Annotated in this window: 20 protein-coding genes; 10 read left to right on the top strand and 10 right to left on the bottom strand. The window is 62.7% G+C overall.

Going from position 1 to position 19,660, the window contains the following annotated elements; genetic code table 11:
• From CK501_RS06310 to CK501_RS06325, 4 genes are all read right to left on the bottom strand, one after another.
• Positions 1-1,164, bottom strand: coding sequence for an isovaleryl-CoA dehydrogenase (locus CK501_RS06310; RefSeq protein ID WP_095616896.1), 1,164 nt, complete (start codon positions 1,162-1,164; stop codon positions 1-3).
• A 24-nt stretch (positions 1,165-1,188) separates the two neighbouring features.
• Positions 1,189-1,572 (bottom strand): MerR family transcriptional regulator, encoded by a 384-nt coding sequence (locus tag CK501_RS06315; protein WP_095616897.1) that lies wholly within the window; start codon positions 1,570-1,572, stop codon positions 1,189-1,191.
• 80 nt (positions 1,573-1,652) lie between these two features.
• A complete protein-coding gene (locus tag CK501_RS06320) occupies positions 1,653-2,285 on the bottom strand; it encodes a transglutaminase-like cysteine peptidase (protein WP_095616898.1) in 633 nt (210 codons plus the stop codon).
• A 15-nt stretch (positions 2,286-2,300) separates the two neighbouring features.
• The gene (locus CK501_RS06325; protein ID WP_095616899.1) at positions 2,301-2,933 is read right to left on the bottom strand and encodes a type II secretion system protein N; all 633 of its coding nucleotides are present in this window, start codon (positions 2,931-2,933) and stop codon (positions 2,301-2,303) included.
• A 96-nt stretch (positions 2,934-3,029) separates the two neighbouring features.
• Between CK501_RS06325 and gspE the strand changes: the two genes are divergently transcribed.
• The 10 genes from gspE to gorA are packed head-to-tail and all read left to right on the top strand — an operon-like array spanning position 3,030 to position 12,134.
• The gene (gene gspE / locus CK501_RS06330) at positions 3,030-4,529 is read left to right on the top strand and encodes a type II secretion system ATPase GspE (protein WP_095616900.1); all 1,500 of its coding nucleotides are present in this window, start codon (positions 3,030-3,032) and stop codon (positions 4,527-4,529) included.
• 3 nt (positions 4,530-4,532) lie between these two features.
• A complete protein-coding gene (gene gspF, locus CK501_RS06335) occupies positions 4,533-5,741 on the top strand; it encodes a type II secretion system inner membrane protein GspF (protein ID WP_095616901.1) in 1,209 nt (402 codons plus the stop codon).
• A gap of 7 nt (positions 5,742-5,748) precedes the next feature.
• Positions 5,749-6,192, top strand: coding sequence for a type II secretion system major pseudopilin GspG (gspG, locus tag CK501_RS06340; RefSeq protein WP_095616902.1), 444 nt, complete (start codon positions 5,749-5,751; stop codon positions 6,190-6,192).
• A 7-nt stretch (positions 6,193-6,199) separates the two neighbouring features.
• Positions 6,200-6,742 (top strand): type II secretion system minor pseudopilin GspH, encoded by a 543-nt coding sequence (gene gspH / locus CK501_RS06345; RefSeq protein ID WP_158223063.1) that lies wholly within the window; start codon positions 6,200-6,202, stop codon positions 6,740-6,742.
• Positions 6,742-7,131 (top strand): type II secretion system minor pseudopilin GspI, encoded by a 390-nt coding sequence (gene gspI / locus CK501_RS06350; RefSeq protein ID WP_095616904.1) that lies wholly within the window; start codon positions 6,742-6,744, stop codon positions 7,129-7,131. The genes gspH and gspI overlap by 1 nt, the downstream gene beginning before the upstream one ends.
• Positions 7,132-7,136: 5 nt before the next feature.
• Positions 7,137-7,859: a type II secretion system minor pseudopilin GspJ gene (gspJ, locus tag CK501_RS06355; RefSeq protein ID WP_158223064.1), complete on the top strand. Its 723-nt coding sequence runs from the start codon at positions 7,137-7,139 to the stop codon at positions 7,857-7,859.
• On the top strand, positions 7,856-8,908 hold the full coding sequence (gspK, locus tag CK501_RS06360) for a type II secretion system minor pseudopilin GspK (protein ID WP_095616906.1): 1,053 nt from the start codon (positions 7,856-7,858) through the stop codon (positions 8,906-8,908). Before gspJ ends, gspK begins: the two co-directional genes overlap by 4 nt.
• Positions 8,909-8,942: 34 nt before the next feature.
• A complete protein-coding gene (gene gspL, locus CK501_RS06365) occupies positions 8,943-10,232 on the top strand; it encodes a type II secretion system protein GspL (RefSeq protein ID WP_095616907.1) in 1,290 nt (429 codons plus the stop codon).
• A 5-nt stretch (positions 10,233-10,237) separates the two neighbouring features.
• Complete coding sequence (gene gspM, locus CK501_RS06370) at positions 10,238-10,756, top strand: type II secretion system protein GspM (RefSeq protein WP_095616908.1); 519 nt, start codon at positions 10,238-10,240, stop codon at positions 10,754-10,756.
• Between the two features lie 13 nt (positions 10,757-10,769).
• Positions 10,770-12,134: a glutathione-disulfide reductase gene (gene gorA / locus CK501_RS06375; protein WP_095616909.1), complete on the top strand. Its 1,365-nt coding sequence runs from the start codon at positions 10,770-10,772 to the stop codon at positions 12,132-12,134.
• 8 nt (positions 12,135-12,142) lie between these two features.
• On the opposite strand, the gene CK501_RS06380 is transcribed toward gorA, so the two are convergent.
• The 6 genes from CK501_RS06380 to CK501_RS06405 are packed head-to-tail and all read right to left on the bottom strand — an operon-like array spanning position 12,143 to position 19,388.
• On the bottom strand, positions 12,143-14,080 hold the full coding sequence (locus CK501_RS06380; RefSeq protein ID WP_095616910.1) for an ATP-binding protein: 1,938 nt from the start codon (positions 14,078-14,080) through the stop codon (positions 12,143-12,145).
• The gene (locus tag CK501_RS06385; protein WP_143421393.1) at positions 14,077-14,985 is read right to left on the bottom strand and encodes an ABC transporter substrate-binding protein; all 909 of its coding nucleotides are present in this window, start codon (positions 14,983-14,985) and stop codon (positions 14,077-14,079) included. Before CK501_RS06385 ends, CK501_RS06380 begins: the two co-directional genes overlap by 4 nt.
• Positions 14,986-14,996: 11 nt before the next feature.
• A complete protein-coding gene (locus CK501_RS06390; protein WP_158223065.1) occupies positions 14,997-17,156 on the bottom strand; it encodes a TonB-dependent receptor plug domain-containing protein in 2,160 nt (719 codons plus the stop codon).
• A gap of 17 nt (positions 17,157-17,173) precedes the next feature.
• Entirely contained in the window at positions 17,174-17,926 is a 753-nt protein-coding gene (locus CK501_RS06395; RefSeq protein WP_095616913.1) for an SDR family oxidoreductase, read from the bottom strand.
• The gene (locus tag CK501_RS06400; protein WP_095616914.1) at positions 17,923-19,116 is read right to left on the bottom strand and encodes a 1-acyl-sn-glycerol-3-phosphate acyltransferase; all 1,194 of its coding nucleotides are present in this window, start codon (positions 19,114-19,116) and stop codon (positions 17,923-17,925) included. The genes CK501_RS06395 and CK501_RS06400 overlap by 4 nt, the downstream gene beginning before the upstream one ends.
• 56 nt (positions 19,117-19,172) lie before the next feature.
• Positions 19,173-19,388, bottom strand: coding sequence for a helix-turn-helix domain-containing protein (locus tag CK501_RS06405; RefSeq protein ID WP_095616915.1), 216 nt, complete (start codon positions 19,386-19,388; stop codon positions 19,173-19,175).
• Between the last annotated feature and the right edge of the window lie 272 nt (positions 19,389-19,660).

Consider the following 19,660-nt stretch of genomic DNA (forward strand, 5'->3'; position numbering starts at 1 on the left):
TTACTCCGTTTCCTTGAACAGTTCCCGCCCGATCAGCATGCGCCGGATCTCCTGGGTGCCGGCGCCAATCTCGTAGAGCTTGGCGTCACGGAGCAGCCGTCCCGCGGGGTATTCATTGATGTAGCCGTTGCCACCCAGGATCTGGATGGCTTCAAGCGCCATTTTCGTGGCTTTTTCGGAGCAGTAGAGGATCGCACCGGCAGCGTCCTTGCGGCTGGTTTCGCCCCGGTCGCAGGCGGCGGCCACGGTGTACAGGTAGGAGCGGCAGACGTTGAGTTCGGTGTACATGTCCGCCACCTTGGCCTGGATCAACTGGAACTCGCCGATGGCCTGGCCGAACTGTTTGCGTTCATGCACGTACGGCAGCACCAGGTCCAGGCACGCCTGCATGATCCCTAAGGGGCCGCCGGCCAGAACCACGCGCTCGTAATCGAGCCCGGACATGAGCACGCGGGCGCCGTTGTTCTCGGCGCCCAGGATGTTCTCTTCCGGCACCCAGGCGTCCTCGAAGATCAGCTCCGAGGTGTTGGAACCCCGCATGCCCAGCTTGTCCAGCTTGGGGCCCTGGCTGAAGCCGGGGGTGTCGTGTTCCACCAGGAAGGCGGTGATGCCACGGGCTTCCTTTTCGGGATCGGTCTTGGCGTAGATCACATAGACGTCCGCGTCCGGGCCGTTGGTGATCCACATCTTGCTGCCGTTGAGGCGGAATCCGTTACCGTCACGGGTGGCCCGCAGCTTCATGCTGACCACGTCCGAACCGGCGTTGGGCTCGCTCATGGCCAGGGCGCCCACGTGCTCGCCGGTCATCAGTTTCGGAAGGTATTTCGACCTCTGTTCCGGATTGCCGTTGCGAGCGATCTGATTCACGCAGAGATTGGAATGGGCCCCGTAACTCAGGCCCACGGAGCCGGAGGCACGGCTGATTTCCTCCATGGCGATGACGTGGGCCAGGTAGCCCATGCCGGTGCCGCCGTCGTCTTCCGGAACGGTCATACCCAGCAGGCCCATATCGCCCATCTGGGGCCAGAGATCGCGGGGGAAGGCATTGTCGCTGTCGATGGCCGCCGCGCGCGGTGCGATCTCGCCCTGGGCGAACTGGCGAACCTGGTCCTGGAGCATCGCCGTTGTGTCATCCAGGTTGAAGTTGAGGCCGGGGTAGGTCATGGGGAGGCTCCGCTTTGTTGTTGTTCAGTGATTCATGGCATCGAGACAGCGCTGTTCCGCTTCATCAAGCTCCACCTGCATGAGCTGTAGCTCACGCATCTGGTCATTCAACTGTTCACGTCGTTCCCGAATTTTGCTCAGTAACGCATTGAGTTGCCGTTCATTGCCGGAGGAGGGATCGTACATCTCGATGATGTCCCGGGATTCCGCCAGGCTGAAGCCAAGGCGCTTACCCCGCAGGATCAGTTTCAGCTTGACCCTGTCCGCGTCCGTGTAGATCCGTTGCTGACCCTCGCGCCTTGGCTCCAGAAGGCCGGCTTCCTCATAGAAACGGATGGTGCGGGTGGTGATGTCGAAATCCCGCGCCAGGTCGCTGATGGTATGGGTGGTCTGGGTTTCAGCGTTCATTCCGGGCTCCATTACGTCTTACGTTGACGTTAACGTAAAGCGCATGGAGGCCGCAATTGGATGACAGGGAAAGGACGGAATCAATTACCCGTGACGGTGAGCATACGGTTGCGGAGGTCACGCCACTGCTCGACTTCGTCGGCGCTGCCGACACGACGGTCCGAGCGTTCGTCCCGGCTGAGCCAGAGGTCCGTGCCGTTGAAGCTGTAGACGGGCTTGAGGTCCTGGCGCCGGGAGGCGGGCTGGATCTGATCCACCAGGTTGTCGAGGATCATGGGCTCAGCGCCGGGCTCGGGGTACCAGGCCAACACCATGTGTGCCTGTTCCAGGTGGATCGCGTCCACATAGGTGATGCGGAGGTGCTCTTCGGGCACCCCCATGGCGCGCAGGGTCATGTACTTGGCATTGGCGAATTCCTCGCAGTCACCGGCATTGGTTGCCAGGAACTCAACCGGCGTGGCCCAGTAGTCCTGGCGCCCCCAGTGCGACTGGTCGGTAACGAAATCACGCTGGTTGAAGAAGCGGTTCACCACCTGCATCTGGCGCGCTTCACTGTCACCCTCATGCTCGGCCACGAGCTGCTCCCAGGCCGTCAGCCGGGCGCGGGCGTCACCGCCGAACTGACGCTCGACGTACGCAAGCAGGTCCTGTCCAAGGTCAATGCCATGGGCAAGGCCTGCGATCAGCAACACCGTTAATACAGCCAGGCGCATGGGCGGCTTACCCGGTCAGTTGCTCAGGCGATCGCGGAGTTCTTCCAGCCGGCTCCGGACATCCGAACTGGAGCGCTCGCTGGGCGTCGAGGTATCCGTGGCCGCATCGTCCGCCGCATCACTGCTGCTGTCGCCGGCCGATGACGGTTGGTTGCCGTTCAGCGCCAGCCTTCCCCCCTCGCTCTCCGGGAAGGTCAGGGTTTCCAGGGCACCGGCACGCTCAATGACGATACGGCGCTGGCGCACTTCACGCAGGCTCGCATTGCCGGGCAGGGCGTCCCCGACGCGGTAGACCTCGGTCTTGCCGTCGGGCCCCTCCACCAAGGCGCTGTCGCGCTGTTCCGTTTCGCCAGCCATCACGCCCCGCAGCATAAGCTGGAGGTTGGTTTCGGGCAGGGTTTCCGCACGTTCAACCGACTCAGTGGCCTCTTCGCCCGGCGTTCCGAAAAAGGCCAGATCCGCAAGCTCGGGCGGTTCACCATCGCCACTACTGCTGGTGTTGCCAGGGGCGTTCTCCCCGGTCGCGGTCTGCGGCATCTCGGAAACCCGGTCCTCCATGCGTAGTCCCTGCCAACCGATTACGGCCGCGATTGCCACAGCGAGCACTGCTGCTGTGATCACGGGCATGGCATTGATGCGTTTTTCCATGGACAATCAGCCCTTTCCGGTGGCCGGGAATGACGGTTGCCTTCATTATCCCGGGATACTAACGTAACCACAAACCAACAGCGCACGGTTTGCGACATGGGCGAAACCCTGAACGAGACCCGCACCACGGATGCCAGACTGCCCTTCAGTTTTGCCCGACGCAATGGCGTTGTGCTGACACCGGACGAGCAGGGCGAACTGGAGCTTCTGGTGCGCCCTGGCGCCTCGGCGCGGGCCATTGCCGAGGCCACGCGCCTGAGCCGCGGCCGTGCCCGCATCCGTGAAATGGAAGCCGAGGCGTTTGATGAGGCGTTGACGCGGGCCTACCAGAACGATTCCGAGGAAGCCATGCAGATGGTTGAGGGCATCGGCGAGGACATGGACCTCGCCAGCCTGGCGGAATCGGTTCCCGAGACCGAGGATCTGATGGAGCAGGAGGATGATGCCCCGGTCATCCGCCTGATCAACGCCATCCTGACCGAAGCCATCAAGAGCGGCGCTTCGGACATCCACATCGAAACCTACGAGAAACGCCTGGTTGTCCGCTTCCGGGTGGACGGGGTCCTGCGGGAGGTGGTGCAGCCCAAAAGGGCCCTGGCGCCACTGCTGGTCTCGCGCATCAAGGTCATGGCACGGCTCGACATCGCGGAGAAGCGGGTTCCCCAGGACGGACGCATCTCGCTGCGCGTGGCCGGGCGTGAAGTGGACATCCGTGTGTCCACCATGCCGTCATCCAACGGCGAGCGCGTAGTACTGCGGCTTCTGGACAAGGAGGCGGGGCTTCTGGAGCTGGACTCCATTGGCATGGCGGAACGCGACCTCAGCCTGCTCAAGGATCTGGTCAACCGCCCCTATGGCATTCTGCTGGTGACCGGGCCAACCGGCTCGGGTAAGACCACAACGCTTTACGGTGCGCTCACCGAGATCAATGACCGGTCGCGCAATATCCTGACCGTTGAGGATCCGATCGAGTACAACCTGCCCGGTATCGGTCAGACCCAGGTGAACCCGAAGGTGGAGATGACCTTTGCCCGGGGGCTGCGGGCCATACTGCGCCAGGACCCGGACGTGGTGATGATCGGGGAGATCCGGGACCTGGAGACCGCGGAGATTGCGGTCCAGGCCAGTCTGACCGGCCACCTGGTGCTCTCCACCCTGCACACCAACACCGCCACCGGCGCCATCACACGCCTGATCGACATGGGTGTCGAGCCCTTCCTGATCTCTTCCAGCCTCGCTGGCATCGTTGCCCAGCGCCTGGTGCGTGTGCTCTGCCCGGAATGCCGTAAACCCTATACGCCGGATGCCACCGAATGCCGCTTCCTGGGCGCCGATCCCGACAATCCGCCCACCATCTACCATCACGGTGGCTGTGACGCCTGCAACCAGCTGGGTTACCGGGGCCGCATGGGCATCTACGAGGTCATTGGCGTCGACGAGGGCCTGCGGACCCTGATCCACGACCGGGCCGCTGAGCAGGCGCTCGAGCAGGCGGCGCGCGAACGTGGCCCCAGCATCCACGCCGATGGTGTCTCCAAGATCCTGGACGGCACCACCACGGTGGAGGAAGTGCTGCGGGTGACGCACCGGGGATGATCCATGGCGGCATTTGAATTCAGGGCTCTCGACACGCGGGGCAAGCAGAAAAAGGGCGTTCTGGAAGCCGACAGCGCGCGCGCCGTGCGTCAGCAGCTGCGGGACCGGGGTTGGGCACCGCTTGAGGTATCACCGACCCGGGAACGCCAGCAGCGCTCTGGAATCACACTCGGCCGGGGACTGTCCGCTTCGGATCTGGCGCTGGTGACACGCCAGCTCGCGACCCTGATCCAGTCCGGGATTCCGGTGGAACAGGCCCTGTCAGCCATTGCCAACCAATCGGAGAAACCGCGCATCAAGAGCATGATGCTGGCCATCCGCGCCAAGGTTCTGGAAGGCCATACCCTGGCAGGCAGCCTGAGCGAGTTCCCGTCCGCCTTTCCACATCTGTACCGGGCCACCGTTGCCGCGGGCGAGCACGCCGGCCACATGGATCTGGTCCTGAACCGCCTGGCGGACTATACCGAAGCCCGCCAGGAGGCCCGTCAGAAGATCCAGCTTGCGGCCATCTACCCGGTGATCCTGACGTTCGTGGCTATCGCCATCGTGATCTTCCTGCTGACCTATGTCGTGCCGGACATCATCGAGGTCTTCGTGCGCAGTGGCCAGGAGCTGCCGGCGCTGACCGAAGGACTGCTGGTCGTGAGCAGTTTCTTTGTGGACTGGGGCTGGCTGCTGTTGCTGTTGCTTGTTGCCGCGGGCATCGGGTTCCGGCTTGCACTGCGTCGCCCCTCCTTCCGGCTCAGGGTCCACCGGCAGCTCCTCCATATTCCCTTCATATCCCGGCTCATCCGCGGCCTCAATACCGCGCGCTTTGCCAGTACTGTGAGCATCCTCACAACCAGCGGCGTTCCGTTGGTGGAGGCAATGCGTATCGCCGGTGAAGTGTTGTCCAATGAGTACCTGAAGGAACGGATCCGGGAAGCGACCCAGTCCGTGAGCGAGGGTGGGTCGCTTAAGAATGCCCTGGAGAACACCGGGTATTTCCCCCCGATGATGATCCATATGATTGGCAGTGGCGAAGCCAGTGGCGAACTGGATCAAATGCTGGAACGCACGGCCACACACCAGGAGAATGACCTCCAGGGCAAGATCTCCGCACTGGTGGGGCTGTTCGAGCCGCTGATGCTGCTGGTGATGGGTGGGGTGGTACTGATCATCGTGCTGGCGATCATGCTGCCAATCATGAATATGAGCCAACTGATGGGTTGAGACGTTGATGACAATGAAACATGCAAATCGCAGTGGCGGTTTCACGCTGATTGAGATCATGGTTGTAATGGTGATCCTCGGGCTGCTGGTGGCGCTGGTGGCGCCGAATATCATGGGCCGGGGCGATGAGGCCCGCGTGACGGCCGCCGAGGCACAGCTGCGCAACATCAGCAGTGCCCTGGACCTGTACCGGCTGGACAACAGCCATTATCCCTCCACGGAGCAGGGGCTCGAGGCACTGGTTGAAAAACCGAGTGGTTCCCCCGAGCCCTCGAACTGGAACCCCGAGGGCTACATGAACGCCATCCCGAAGGACCCCTGGGGCAATGAATACCAGTATGTCCAGCCGGGCTCCGAAGGGCCCTACGATCTGTATTCCTATGGTGCGGACGGCCGCGAGGGCGGCGAAGGCGTGAATGCGGACATCAGCGTCTGGGACGTGGAAGAGTAAGCCCGGAATGGGGCGCTGGCGCTCATCAGGGTTCACGCTCATCGAGCTGATGGTGGTGCTGGTCGTGGTTGGTCTGCTGATCAGTCTGGTCGGGCTCAGCATTGGCGGTGGCGGCGAACGGCGGGAACTCGAGGAGATGACCCGCAGCCTCTATCTAAGGATGCAGGCGGCCTCGGAGCAGGCTGTCATGACCAACCGGGAGATCGGGGTGCGTTTCGGGGACGACGGCTATGGTTTCGTCCAGCTGGATCGCGACCAGGCCCAGTGGGCCCCGCTTCCGCGCGGCGGTCTCACCGGAGCCAGCATTCCCGAGTGGGTTGAGCTGGAACTGATCACCGATGGCGGCGAGGCGGATGCCCTGGAAACCCAGGAGGAGGACCAGCCGGAACCGGACCTGGTGTTTTTCTCCTCCGGCGAGTCTACCGCCTTTGACCTCTACCTCTGGTGGGAAGGCGCCGATGATGGAAGCGCCCAGCTTCTGACCAGTGACGGTGCCACCGGGGTGGAATGGCTCCAGCCTGGCGACCAGGACTACAGGGAGCGCCTGTAATGCCCGTCACGCCAGCCCGCGCGCGCGGATTCACGCTCATGGAGGTGATGATCGCGCTGATGATCTTCGGCCTCCTGGCAGCCACGCTGCAGCAGGTCGCCTCAGGTTACATGTCCAATTACCGGCGCATTGAAAGCCAGACCATGGCCTCCTGGATCGCCCAGAACCGCCTCACGGAGATGCGCCTCCAGGACCAGATGCCCGCGACCGGTGAGTCCGATGATGAGGTGGCGTTCGGGGGCCACGAATGGGAAGTCGAGACGGTGGTCAGCGCCACCGAGGATCCGGCAATACGGCGGGTTGAGATGACCCTTTATCGCGTCGATCCCAGTGGGGATCCCGTGCAGCAGCTGGTTTTCACGGGCTTTCTGGGGCAACGCAACCGATGAGTGGCATGCGTACGGACAAGGGCTTCACGCTGCTTGAGGTTCTTATTGCTGTGTTCATCACCAGCATGATCTCGCTGGGAGTATGGCAGGTCATGAACACCCTGATGAATTCCCGTGAAGGCATCGAAAGGGTCTCAGGGGCTTTCCGGGACGTTCAGAAAACCGTCTCCCTGTTGGAGCGGGATCTGCTGCAGGCCGTCAAACGCCCGGTGAAGGATGCCTACGGCGAACGGCTGCCTGCTCTTACCAGCCGAATCAACGGCTCGGAACTTGAACTGACGCGCCAGGGCTGGCGGAACCCGCTGGGAGACAAACGCAGTGAACTTCAGCGCGTGGCCTGGGAATACGACGAACTGGAGGAGCGCCTGATCCGCCGCTACTGGCCGGTGCTGGACCGGGCCCAGGGCACGCGCAGCCGCGAGCAGGAGCTGCTCGCAAATGTGGAATCCGTGGAGGTTCAGTTCCGGGACAGTAATGGCCAGTGGCTCAGCCAGTGGCCGGGTGACAGCGGCGACAGCAGCGGATTTGCCGATGCCGAGGGTACGGAAGTGCTCAGGATGCCCATGCCACGTGCCGTGGAAGTGGTCATCGAGCACGACCGCTTTGGCACCCTGCGGCGGGTGGTCGCACTGGGTGAACCCATGGCGATGGGTGCCCGGGTTCCGGACCGGCGCAGACAGGGTAGCGGGGACAATGGCGACAGCGGGAACGGGGAGGAGGGCAAATGAGATCCCGCCGTTTCACGCGTCAGCGCGGTGTAGCGCTGATCATCGTCCTGATGGCCTTTGCCCTGGGCTCGATCCTCGCCTCCGGCATGCTGACGCGCCAGAGCGTGATGATTCGTGGCGCCACCACCTACCTGGCCCAGAATGATGCCCGCAGCCTGGCGCTGGGAGCAGAGGCCTTTGCCCGCCAGTTCCTGGCAAGGGACATGAAGGGGGGTGGCAATACCCCGGAGGAAAACCAGGAGGGTGACCAGGGCACTGACGGCGAGCAGGAGGGAACGGCCACCCGCCGGGAAGTGGACCATCCCGGTGAGGACTGGGCACGGGCCGCACTGGCGCTACCAGTGGAAAAGGGCGTCATCGAGGCCCAGATCAACGACCTGCGGGGCCGGCTCAACCTCAATGCCCTGACGGAGGTGGACGGGACCGTGAATGAACGCCAGCGCAACCGGCTGGAGCGGCTGCTGCGCGTTCTGGAGATCCGGAATGTCAGGCCGGCAACCTTTGTGGACTGGGTGGATGCGGACGACCAGCGCAGTGGTGGCGGCGGTGCGGAGGACAGCGATTACATGCTCCTCGATCCGCCCTACCGGGCCGGTGACCAGCCGTTCGTCAGCGTGACCGAAGTGCGGCTGCTGGATGGTATGACCGAAGCGGCCTACCAGCGTCTCCGGCCGCACATCACGGCACTGCCAAACCGGGACGGCACGCTCAACGTCAACTTTGCCTCCACGGCCGTGCTACGCTCGCTGCACGATCGCATCAGCCAGGGGCAGGCGGAAAGCATCCGGGAGACGCTGCGGGAATCTCCGGTTGAAAGCGTTGAGGAGTTCCTGGCGCTGCCGGAGTTCGCGGGTCTCGGACTGGAACCGGATGGGCTCGGGGTGAGCACGGACTTCTTCGAGATCGCCGCAAGGGTCAGTGTCAGTGGTACAGTATATCGGCTGGTTTCGATGGCCCAGCGCACACGCAATGGCACGATACGGATTCTGTCACGGGATACCGGCAGAACCCAGCTGATCACGAAGGAACAGGTTCAGGCGTCCGAGTAGGCGCCTGGGAACAGGGTCAGAGAAGACGGATAATATGGCCTATCAACTCTACATAAGGGCAGGTGCCGGAGCCGGTGAAGGTTCCGATGCCGATGTTTTTGACTGGGTGCTCCTGGATGCCTCCGGCAATCCCGGCGGCGAAGGGCAGGGTGACTCCAGGGAGAACCTGGAGGCCCGGCTTGAAGCCATCGGTGTGGAAGCGGCAGAGGCCATCGGCATCATCCCGACACTGGATGTCACCCCCTGTGCCGCCCGTATTCCCGGCCGCCAGAAACGCATGATCCGCCAGGCACTGCCCTTCGCTGTGGAGGAACAACTGGCACAGGACATCGATTCGGTCCATCTCGCCCTGGGCAGCCAGAAGCGCAACGAGTGGCAGGTTGCCGCGATCGACCGTGAACGGATGGATGCCTATGCGGCGTGGTTTGAGACCTTTGGATACCCAGTGCGCGCCATCCACGCGGACGCGATGTTGCTGCCAGCCGGCCAGCACCAGTGGACCATCCTCGTTGAGGGCAGCCAGGCGCTGATCCAGGAACTCGACAGCGGCTGGTACGAGGTGCCTGTCGAGGGCCTGTCCGTATTCCTGGATTCGCTCATTGAGGCCCACGGCGCCGAGACGCCACCCGGCGCCCGGGTTCTGGCGACCCCGGATGCGGCGGAGCAGCACCGGATGGCGCTGGCCTCGCTGGAGCAGCACCCGGACGCCCTGATCCACGTGGAAACCCTGGAACAGCTGCCATTGCGCCTGATGGTGGAAAGCCTGGTGGCGGGACATGCGGATGCGATCAACCTGTGCCAGGGGGATTACGCCCCGGCATCCAGCGGGCACTCACCCCTGAGACGCTGGCGACCGGTAGCCATTGTGGCGGCGATCGGGATTGTCGCCCAGCTCGGCTTCATGATCGCGGAGGGCGTCTATTACCGGAACCAGGCGCAACGGTTTGATGAGCAGGCGATCGCAATCTATCGCGAGTATTTTCCCGATGACAGCCGCACCCATGCCGACAACCTGAGACGCGTAACCGAGGGCAAAATCCGCGCGGCCCGCGACGGAGGCTCCGGAGGCGATTTCCTGGCGATGCTGCGGGCCACCGGGCAACAGTACCAGGGCCTGGATGAGCCAGAGAGCCTGCGGTTTGACACCATCCAGTTCAGCCGCAGCCGGGGTGAACTCCGTATTGAGCTTCGAGGAGAGAGCTTTGCCCAGCTCGACGCCATGCGCAATGGACTCAGTGACTCTGGGTTCAGTGCCCGTATCGGCTCCGTGGTGAACAGTGACGACGGCACCGAAGCCCGGCTCACGGTCAGACAGGGAGGTTGAAACAGATGCTTGAGACGATCCGGAAGATCCCGGCGGTACGCGCCGCGATTGCCCAGTATGACCAGCTGAGCCACCGTGACAGACGCGCCCTGCAGGTCATGGTCACCGCCCTGGCTGTCGCCATCCTGTATCTCGGAGTCTGGCAGCCCATTGTTGAGTTCCGCAGCGAGGGCTACGAGCGCATGCAGCAGTCCCGCGAACGGGTCGCCTGGATCAGTTCCCGGGAACAGGCCCTGGAGCGCATTTCGCAGGTGAATGAAACCGGCCAGGGCGGCTCACTCGGTGATGCGGACCTGCTCAAAACCGTTACGGATTCCGCGGACCGTTCCGGGCTCCCGCTGCAGCGCTTTGAACCCAGCGGTGATGATGCCATGCGGCTCTGGCTTGAGGCCGTACCGTTCACGGACCTGACCCAGTGGCTGGGCCACCTCCAGAGTGAGTACGGTCTGACCGTGGATCAGGCCTCGCTGGACCGAACCGACGAACCCGGTCTGGTGGATGCCCGCCTGACCCTTGAACCCTGACGTGGAGGTAGGAGTGTCGAAAACCCCTGATTACGATCTTGTTGTCATCGGAGCCGGATCCGGTGGTGTCCGGCTCGCGCGCATGGCGTCCCAGGCAGGAGCGCGAGTGGCCATTGTCGAGTCCTCGGACCTCGGGGGCACCTGCGTCAATGTCGGATGCGTGCCGAAAAAGCTCTTCGTCTACGGCGCCCACGTGCGGGAGGATATCGAGGACGCCAGGGGGTATGGGTTCGATGTGGCGGACGAAGCGATCGGTTTCGACTGGGCCACACTGAGGGACAACAAAACGAATGAGATCCGCCGTCTGAACGATATCTACCGCCGCTTGATCGACAACGCGGGCGTTACCCTGATCGAGGGCACAGCGCATATTGAGGATGCCGGAACAGTCAGGGTCGACGGTGCCGCCGTAACCGCGGAACGAATCACCATCGCCACCGGCAGCGAGCCGGTTGTGCCGGATATCCCCGGCAGCGAACACGCCCTGGTCTCCGACCACATGTTCTACCTGGACAACCTTCCTGAGACCGCAACGGTCTGGGGGGGCGGCTACATTGCCGTGGAGTTTGCCGGCATCCTGGCCGGGCTGGGCGTGCGGACCACGCTGATCTATCGCGGGGAACGCTTCCTGCGCGGCTTTGACGGTGACATCCGCGATCATGTCGCCCAGGAGATGGACCGCAAGGGGATCGACCTGCGTTTCAACACCAACATTGAATCCATCACGACCTCCGGCGGGAACTATGAACTGGCGCTGACGGACGGCAGTACCCACCGGACAGGCCTGGTCCTGGCGGCAACCGGCCGTGTGCCGCGCACCCAGGGTCTCGGTCTGGCATCCGTTGGCGTGGAAACAGACGAGGGCGGCGCCATCATCACCGATGACCAGTTCCGCACCAGTGTGCCGGGCATCCACGCCCTGGGCGATGTGATCGGAACACCACAGCTCACGCCTGTGGCCATCGAGCAGGCCATGGTCATGGTGGATCAGCTCTATGGCAGCGGGCTCAAGCGCATGGATTACACCAATATCCCCACAGCGGTGTTCTGTCAGCCGCCGATCGGCACGGTGGGCCTGACCGAGGAGGAGGCCCGTGAGGCCGGCCATTCGGTCACGATCTACCGCACGTCCTTCCGCCCCATGAAGCACACCCTGTCCGGGCGCGAGGAAAAGGCGCTGATGAAGCTGGTGGTGGACCCGGATACGGATCGGGTCCTGGGCGCGCACATGGTCGGCCCCGAGGCGGGCGAAATGATGCAGGGCATTGCCGTGGCGCTGAAGGCCGGTGCCACCAAGGCGGTGTTCGATGCCACGGTTGGGATCCATCCAACCTCCGCCGAGGAATTCGTGACCATGCGCGAACCGGTCAGCGACTGACACCGTGCCTAGAGGGGGAGCAGCCCCCTCAGCGTGTCCCGCAGCCCGTGACGCCGGACCGGCTTGGGCAGATAGGCGTCCATACCGGCTTCAAGGCAGGACTGCTCGGTGTCCTCGAACACGTCCGCCGTCATGGCGATGATGGGGGTACGCCGGCCCTGCCCCTGGCGTTCACAGGCACGCAGGCGCCGTGTGGCTTCCCAGCCATCCATCCCCGGCATCTGGCAGTCCATCAGGATGACATCGTACCGGTTTCCGTTGTCACAGATGTCGTCCACGGCGGCCGTTCCGCTGGCGGCACAGCGTACGTGAAAACCAAGGTTCTCAAGCTGCCGGGCCGCCACCCGCTGGTTGACCGGGTTGTCCTCCACCACCAGGGCCTCGCGTGTGCGTGTTCCAATAGCCGGCGTGGACTCAGACACACCGGTTGCTTCATCCGGCCCCGGCAGACGGTCGTGCACCTTCATCGGAATCACAAAGCGGAAGCGGCTGCCACATCCCGGCTCGGAATCCACGGCAACGTGCCCGCCCATCAGCTCAACCAGGCGCTGCACCAGTGGCAGCCCAAGACCGGTCCCGCCGCTACTGCGTGACGCCGAGATATCCATCTGCTCGAAACTGCCGAACATGTCGCCAAGCCTTTCGGTGGGGATGCCGGAGCCGCTGTCGCTTACCTGGCAGATCAATGTTCCCTCGGATTCACTGTCCAGGCGCCAGGTGGCACTGACCGTCACCTCGCCCTCGGGGGTGAACTTGATGGCGTTGCCGATCAGGTGCGCCAGAACCTGCCGCAGACGGCCCGGATCCCCGAACACTTCCGGCGTTTTCTCCCAGTCACCCTCAAGCGCCAGACGATAGGTGAGCTGGTTACCCTCGGCATCGTGGCGGAAGGAGGCGAAACAGTTCTCTATGACGCTGCGGAGATCAAAGGGCGCATCTTCGAGCTCCAGCTTGCCCCGCTCGATGCGGGAAAAATCAAGAAGGTCATTGATGATCACCAGCAGATCCTCGGTGGAGCGGCGGGCCGTCACCACGTAATCCGCCTGGCGGGCATCCAGCGGCTCCTCCTCAAGGAGCTGGAGCATGCCGATGACCCCGTGCAGCGGGGTGCGAAGCTCATGGCTCATCATGGCGAGAAAATCCGACTTGGCGCGGTTGGCGTGTTCCGCCTTATCCCTGGCCTGGCCTAGATCCCGGAAACTGACCTCCCGTTCCGCTTCCGCCGAACGCAGGCGGTGGGCCATTGCCTCAACAGCCTGCTGCAGGGACTGGAGTTCCCGCGCCACACGGATGTCACGCCGGGGGAAGTCCGGATCCTCCTCGGGCAGTTTCTGGACGGTGTCCACAAGACGTTCGATGGGCCGGCTCAGCCGATGGGCGAGGCGCCCCGAGAACAGGAAGGTGGCCGCGAAAAGGATCAGGCCGATACCAGCGGATGTCCAGAGGATCTCCTGCTGCTCGCCCGCCAGTTCGGCCTCTGAAACCGCGATGCGGATCTCGCCCAGGCGACGGCCACTGCTGTCCCCCCAGTCTGTGGTCGTTGTTGGGTTGAGGGCACCCTGTGACGGAGAATTCCCAAGGTTGATGGCGGTCTGGCGCACCGGACTGGAGAAACGGTGAACCGGCGTATCCGGCGATGTCTTCTCGGAAACTTCCGCCACGACCCGGCCATCGCGGTTGACCACCTCGATACGGTGCGCGGCGGAGCGCTCCAGCGTCTGGGTAATGATGCCCTCGAGTTCCGACTGGTTACCGGCCATAAGCGGAAACTCCACGGCAGGAGCGAGGTTGTCCGCCGTCAGCTGGGTGCTCCGGAAAAGGCCCTGGCGGGCGTCATCCAGTCGTGCCTGGGTAAAGAACAGCAGCATCAGCACGAACATGGCGACGGCAGGGAGCATGCCAAGCAGCAGCAGGCGGTGATAGAGGGTCCAGCGAGCGGCTTTCATGGCTTGACCTCCTGACGTTCCAGGATCCGGTGCAATTCCTCTTCGGAGGGCACAAGCAGGTCCATGGAGCGGGCAACCTGGTCATTGACCGCCACGCTGAAAGCCTCCGGGTAACGGGCATCACGCAGCTCCCCGTGCTCCAGCCAGTGACGGATCAGTTCGCCCGCCTCCAGAATCTGGGCGCGGGCGCTGGTGTACGTTGAGGCGACGGCACCGGCATCCACAAAGGCCCGCGAGGGACCGATAACAAGCCGGTTTCTGCGGTAACTGGTCAGCAGCAGCGGCTTGACGGTTTCACGGTTGTAGATGGCGCGATCCGGCGTTCCCAGAAGGAAGTCTCCATAGCTGAGCGCCCGCGCGAGATTACGGATGAGCTGATCCTGCGAGGGAATCACAAAGACCCGTGATTCCAGACCGGTCGCCCTGAGCCGGCTCCGGAGTTCGCTGTAGTCACCGGCCTGTTCGGGCGAGGCCAGGATGGCCACAGTGCCGGCCCGGGGAATGATCAGCTGGCCCAGCCGGGCCTGACGCGGCAGCGGGGGATCCGAATAGATAGCGGAAAAATGCTTCCGGTTCGGGAGGATGGAATCAATGGCCCCGGAGGATGTGAAAAGTGCCAGAACCGGCTGTTCCGGCGCATTGGCCCGGATTTCGGAAAGCGTTGCCTTATCCAGGGTGATCACCAGTTCCCCGGTGTCGCCCCCGGGGGACCAACCACGCAGGACCGCACCACTGATTTCGTCGCTCAGAAGTCGCTGCACCTGCTGGAACCGGGGGTGATCCACGGGTGCAATATGGACGGTCTGCTGTGAATCGGGCAGGGCGGCTACGGGATACAACAGTGCCGCAAGCGCCAGGAGTAGACTCCCTATGCCGATCCCTGCCTGCCTGAATTGATTACCCATAATCTGATCCCTCAGAATCGAAGGCGTGCCTCCGCGAACAGATGGTTCTGGTCCGCCCAGTTGTTGTCCCTGCGGTAAAGTGGGTCGTCCGTCAGATAATGACGGTAGACGCCGGCCAGTTCCACCATGGTTGTATCCAGATGCCAGCGACGGGCAAGCCGGGCATCAAGGCGTTCGAAATGGAAGTTCCTGAGCTGATCCGTGAAATAGTAGGACACAGCCCCCGAAATACCTCGCCCGAAACGCTGGATCCACGCAACACTGCCACTGTGGCGGGCATTGAGGCGCTGTTCCAGGCTGACCAGTTCACGCTGCCTCTCAGGATCACTTTCCCTTTCGCCCGTATAGCGCCCCTCGGTATCCAGGTAGCCATAGGTAAGCCGCAACCGGCTTCCCCGCATCTCAAGGTTCGCTTCCAGTTCGAAGCCTTTCTGGGTCTGGTCAACATTGTTTTCCAGATCCCAGCGTGAATCATCATTCTCATTGAGGCCGAGGTTGGTGACACCTGATATAAGGTTGTCGAGTGAATCACGGAACAGTTTGATTTCGCCCTGGAACAGCCCGGTGGCCAGGCGGTTCTGATAGAGATAGCTGATTTCCCGTGACGTTATCGTTTCTTCCTCAAGCGGTCTGACCTCGGGGCTGGCCGTACTCAGGCTGGGCCCCCGCCTCTGTCCCTCAAGAAAGGGACGGAGCTCCTCCGGCGTGACGTTCTCCCCGCGGTACTGCCAGTCCGGCCGGCTCTCGAAAGGGTCCGGCAGACGGTGGGCACGGGAGAAGACAAAACGCAGCGTCTGGTTCTTATTGAAATGGATGTTCGCCGCGCCGCGGGGAGAGAAGAACGAGCCACTCAGGCTGTCGTCCTCCCACATGCCGCCAAGATTCGTGGTCAGCCAGGGTGTCGGCTGATGTTCAAGATTGGCGAAAACCCGGCTCCGGTTGGTTTCTCCGCTGCCATTGAAGAACGTATCCGAGTCATAACGGTCTTCCCTGTAGCTGGCACCAAACACCAGTTGTGTGGTGGGAGAGAAGACGTTGGTCTGCTGGAACTCGATATGCGTGCGTGCCTCTTCAATATCCTCATTAACATCGGTTTCAAAGGCGGGGATGGTGACCCCATCCGGCACGGCATCATCATCCAGAACCGCTTCCGGATCCGGGAAGGAAGCACGCCAGCCCTGGCGACGGTCCCTGGTCTGGTGATACACCTGCAGCTGGAAGAAACGATCCGCGGAGGGTTCATGGTGCCAGGTGATGGAGCCGTGCCAGTCCTCCCCGGTAATATCCGGATTCGTGATGGGGTTGAAGTCGTCGTACTCGGCGGGATCCGCCTTCTCATCCAGCTCATGGTAGCCCGTTTCCACCGCCAACCTGTCGGTGGCGCCCAGAGCCAGCTCCCCGGAGTAGTTGATGGAGAGGGTGTCATAGCCGTCCCGGCTGTCCCGGGTATGGTGAGTACGGCTGCCTGAGTCGTCCCGCCTGTAGCGGAAATCAAACCCATCACTGCGGCGCTGGTTGACGGACAGCCGCCAGTCCAGCGGGCCGGTTCTTGAGCCCACTGAGCCGTAGTAGTGGCCGAAACCATCATCACCGCGCACGCCTTCCGTGCCCCGCAGTTCAACACCATGGGTATCACTGGGCGAGCGGGTGATGATGTTGATCACGGCAAGGAAGGAATTCGCGCCATAGGCCGCCGCGTTGGGTCCGCGTGTCACCTCGATACGGTCGATCGCATCAATTGGGACGGGAAGATTGGTCCAGTCCATGTCCGCCAGGCTGGCGTTATAGTAGGAGCGCCCGTCGACCAGCACCTGGAGCCGACGCTGCTGAACCGCGACCGTCCCGTGATAGGAGACGACCGGATCATTGCTGCCGACATAGCCGACCGTCATCCCCGGAACCAGGCGGAAGGCATCCCAGAGGTTGAGGACACCGAGATCGCGCAGCAGCTCGCCTTCCAGAATGGTGACGGTACCGGGCGTTTGCGCCTTGGACTGCCGGAGACGGCTCGTGGTCAGAACCTGGGGAAGGGCGTCTGTCTCCGGGTTGTCCTGGACACCGGCGCCGCTCCGGTCCTGTGCCGCTCCCACACCTGGCGCAGCTCCCCAGACCAGCAGAAGGGCGAGGAAAGCGGGGGTGCATCCAGGCACGCGCAACAGGGCATGTCGCATGGCAATGTCCTCTGTGGTCAGAACATACGGGCCAGTATCGATTCCGGCAGCCGGCGCAGGAGAAACGCAATGGGGGTCCAGGGCCAGGGCGGCACGCATGCCACTGGTCGACCCTTCTCGATGGCCGCCACCATGGCCCGGCACCCTGTCTCAAGATCCACCCGGAAAGGTGCGTTCTTCACGTCCTCGTTGATGGCCGTGAGAATATAACCGGGGAGCAGGGTGGTTACGCGGATGGGCGAGGCCTTTTTGCGCAGTTCCACCCGGAGCCCTTCAGCGAGTGACGCCACCCCCGCCTTGGTGGCCCCATAGACCGTCATGTTGCCCGGCATGCCACGGACTGCGGAGATCGAGGACACGGCCACCAGATGGCCGTGATTCTGGCGACGGAAAATGGCCATGGCGGCTTCGAACTGAGCGAGCGCCGCGACAAAGTCGGTCTCCGCGGTTTCCCGGTTCGCATCGAAGCGTCCGGTCCCCAGCGGTTGCCCCTTGCCAATGCCCGCGTTGACCAGCACCCGATCGATACGGCCGAACTGCTCGCAGAATGCATCAAATACCTGGAAAACGGCGTCATGGTCATTCACATCCAGGGTGGCCACCCGGACGTCCACACCCGGATGATCCCGCTGGATGTCAGCCTGGAGCTGCTCGAGACGGTCCATCCGGCGGGCACAGAGGGCGAGACTGCAGCCACGGGCGGCGAATTCGCGGGCCATGCCTTCACCGAGCCCGGAACTGGCTCCGGTAATGAGTACCACAGATGTCATGACGATGCCTCCTCTGCAAGTGGATCCTGAAGCTGGCGCACATCCAGGCCGGACGACCTCAGGAGTGCGTTGGCGTAGACCCCGAGAAACCAGGGGTGCTGTTCCGGCGACAGACTGCGCAGGCGCCCATCCAGCCATTCATGGGCCTCGCGCAGCGCCCCACGCTCAGGCATTTCAACGCTGGCGGGCAGGGCGGATGCCTGGTTACGGGTGGCCAGCTTTTCCGCAGCGGCGTAATTGACCGGGAAGAACCGGGACAGCCCCAGGATCTGGTCATCCACCGCGGCCGCCACCTTCTGTGCGCTTTCAAGCCCTTCGCCGAGTGGCGAGCCGAACGCCACATGGACACGCCCCTTGTGACCGGTAATGCCGCGCACGATGCTTTCCATGTCCTCTCCCGGACGTTTGCTGTAGCTGCCGCTGCGGTAGTGGGATTCAAGCTCCCGTGCCTTGTCACCATCACATGGATCAAACTCATAGGATATGGCAACCGGCACAATATTGAGATCCCGTACGGCTTCCGAAAGACTGACGCCATCACGCTTGTGGCTCATGTGGAGCATCTTGATGATCGCGGGATCCGTAACGTCGATACTGTCCTTGGCACGGCCCTCGCGCTGGGCCATCCATACGGAGTGCCCATCACCGAGCGATTCCCGGATGTAGCCGGACAGGGTCAGGAAGGCATTGCGCATCTCGCGGGGATTGGAGAGGTTACGCCGGACGATGAAACTCTTATTGAGCCGCATCATGTCCGCCACCATGGGGTCATCCACCAGGTTGTCGCCAATGGCGATACGGGTGGTGGCATGGCCGCTCTTGTAGAGCACGAAATTGACCAGTGCCGGATCCAGGACAATGTCCCGGTGACTGGACAGGAACAGACAGGGCTGGTCCGAACGGAGGTTATCCAGGCCGGACCAGCTGATGGCATCCGTGGTGTTGCGCAGCCCGCGCTCGATCAGCGGTGCCACGCGGTGCTGGAGCTCGTCGACGGAATCAATGCGGCCCAGCAGGCGCCGCAGCTGCCACCGGACCCAGAACCGGACCACACCGGGCATAAAGCGGTGAAGTCGTTCCGCGCGGAAACGCCCGATCAGGTCCTGGAATTCAGGCTGACTGATCAGGCGCTCGATAACAGGCTGAACCTCGTCATCCGAGAAGGGCCGGATATCGTCTGAATGGGACATTGCCGCTCCATTTGGCCGAATTCAGACGGGCAGGATAGCCATCTTTCAGGCCGACGTCATGTCTCCAGCGGCAGGAGCTCCCGGACGTCGCAGCCCAGCGCCTCCGCAAGCCTGTAGACTTTCTCCAGGGTGATGTTCACCTGTCCACGCTCAATCCTCCCCATATAGCTGCGGTCGATCCCGGCACGCAGCGCCAGCTGATCCTGGGAAATGGCGCGGGCTCTGCGGACCTCACGGACATTGCTTCCGAACTTCTTTGCGTTGTATTTCATGACTCGCCTCTCATGCGGCCGAGACTATCCCGATTCTGACTTTTCGGCGCTACAGTCTATAATCCTCTGACTGTTCAGCAATTTTTCGGTATTTTATATCTGGTTGTTTTGCTTCCCTAATTGATTGCATCGTTCCATAAATAGTTCCACCGGGAAAGTACCAGGCGTTTCCAGGGGAAATCCCTTGCCGGGCGCCCAATTGCGCAGTCGTCATTCCCCACCCACCTTTATTGCGCATAATGTATATTATGTTAAATGAGGTCTGGGAACCC

Source organism: Halovibrio salipaludis (genome assembly GCF_002286965.1).
GTDB lineage: Bacteria > Pseudomonadota > Gammaproteobacteria > Pseudomonadales > Oleiphilaceae > Halospina > Halospina salipaludis.

Coding starts and splice junctions, on each gene's coding strand:
- CK501_RS06310 (WP_095616896.1), bottom strand. CDS start 1,164: ATGACCTACCCCGGCCTCAACTTCAACCTGGATGACACAACGGCGATG.
- CK501_RS06315 (WP_095616897.1), bottom strand. CDS start 1,572: ATGAACGCTGAAACCCAGACCACCCATACCATCAGCGACCTGGCGCGG.
- CK501_RS06320 (WP_095616898.1), bottom strand. CDS start 2,285: ATGCGCCTGGCTGTATTAACGGTGTTGCTGATCGCAGGCCTTGCCCAT.
- CK501_RS06325 (WP_095616899.1), bottom strand. CDS start 2,933: ATGGAAAAACGCATCAATGCCATGCCCGTGATCACAGCAGCAGTGCTC.
- gspE (WP_095616900.1), top strand. CDS start 3,030: ATGGGCGAAACCCTGAACGAGACCCGCACCACGGATGCCAGACTGCCC.
- gspF (WP_095616901.1), top strand. CDS start 4,533: ATGGCGGCATTTGAATTCAGGGCTCTCGACACGCGGGGCAAGCAGAAA.
- gspG (WP_095616902.1), top strand. CDS start 5,749: ATGACAATGAAACATGCAAATCGCAGTGGCGGTTTCACGCTGATTGAG.
- gspH (WP_158223063.1), top strand. CDS start 6,200: ATGGGGCGCTGGCGCTCATCAGGGTTCACGCTCATCGAGCTGATGGTG.
- gspI (WP_095616904.1), top strand. CDS start 6,742: ATGCCCGTCACGCCAGCCCGCGCGCGCGGATTCACGCTCATGGAGGTG.
- gspJ (WP_158223064.1), top strand. CDS start 7,137: ATGCGTACGGACAAGGGCTTCACGCTGCTTGAGGTTCTTATTGCTGTG.
- gspK (WP_095616906.1), top strand. CDS start 7,856: ATGAGATCCCGCCGTTTCACGCGTCAGCGCGGTGTAGCGCTGATCATC.
- gspL (WP_095616907.1), top strand. CDS start 8,943: ATGGCCTATCAACTCTACATAAGGGCAGGTGCCGGAGCCGGTGAAGGT.
- gspM (WP_095616908.1), top strand. CDS start 10,238: ATGCTTGAGACGATCCGGAAGATCCCGGCGGTACGCGCCGCGATTGCC.
- CK501_RS06380 (WP_095616910.1), bottom strand. CDS start 14,080: ATGAAAGCCGCTCGCTGGACCCTCTATCACCGCCTGCTGCTGCTTGGC.
- CK501_RS06385 (WP_143421393.1), bottom strand. CDS start 14,985: ATGGGTAATCAATTCAGGCAGGCAGGGATCGGCATAGGGAGTCTACTC.
- CK501_RS06390 (WP_158223065.1), bottom strand. CDS start 17,156: ATGCGACATGCCCTGTTGCGCGTGCCTGGATGCACCCCCGCTTTCCTC.
- CK501_RS06395 (WP_095616913.1), bottom strand. CDS start 17,926: ATGACATCTGTGGTACTCATTACCGGAGCCAGTTCCGGGCTCGGTGAA.
- CK501_RS06400 (WP_095616914.1), bottom strand. CDS start 19,116: ATGTCCCATTCAGACGATATCCGGCCCTTCTCGGATGACGAGGTTCAG.
- CK501_RS06405 (WP_095616915.1), bottom strand. CDS start 19,388: ATGAAATACAACGCAAAGAAGTTCGGAAGCAATGTCCGTGAGGTCCGC.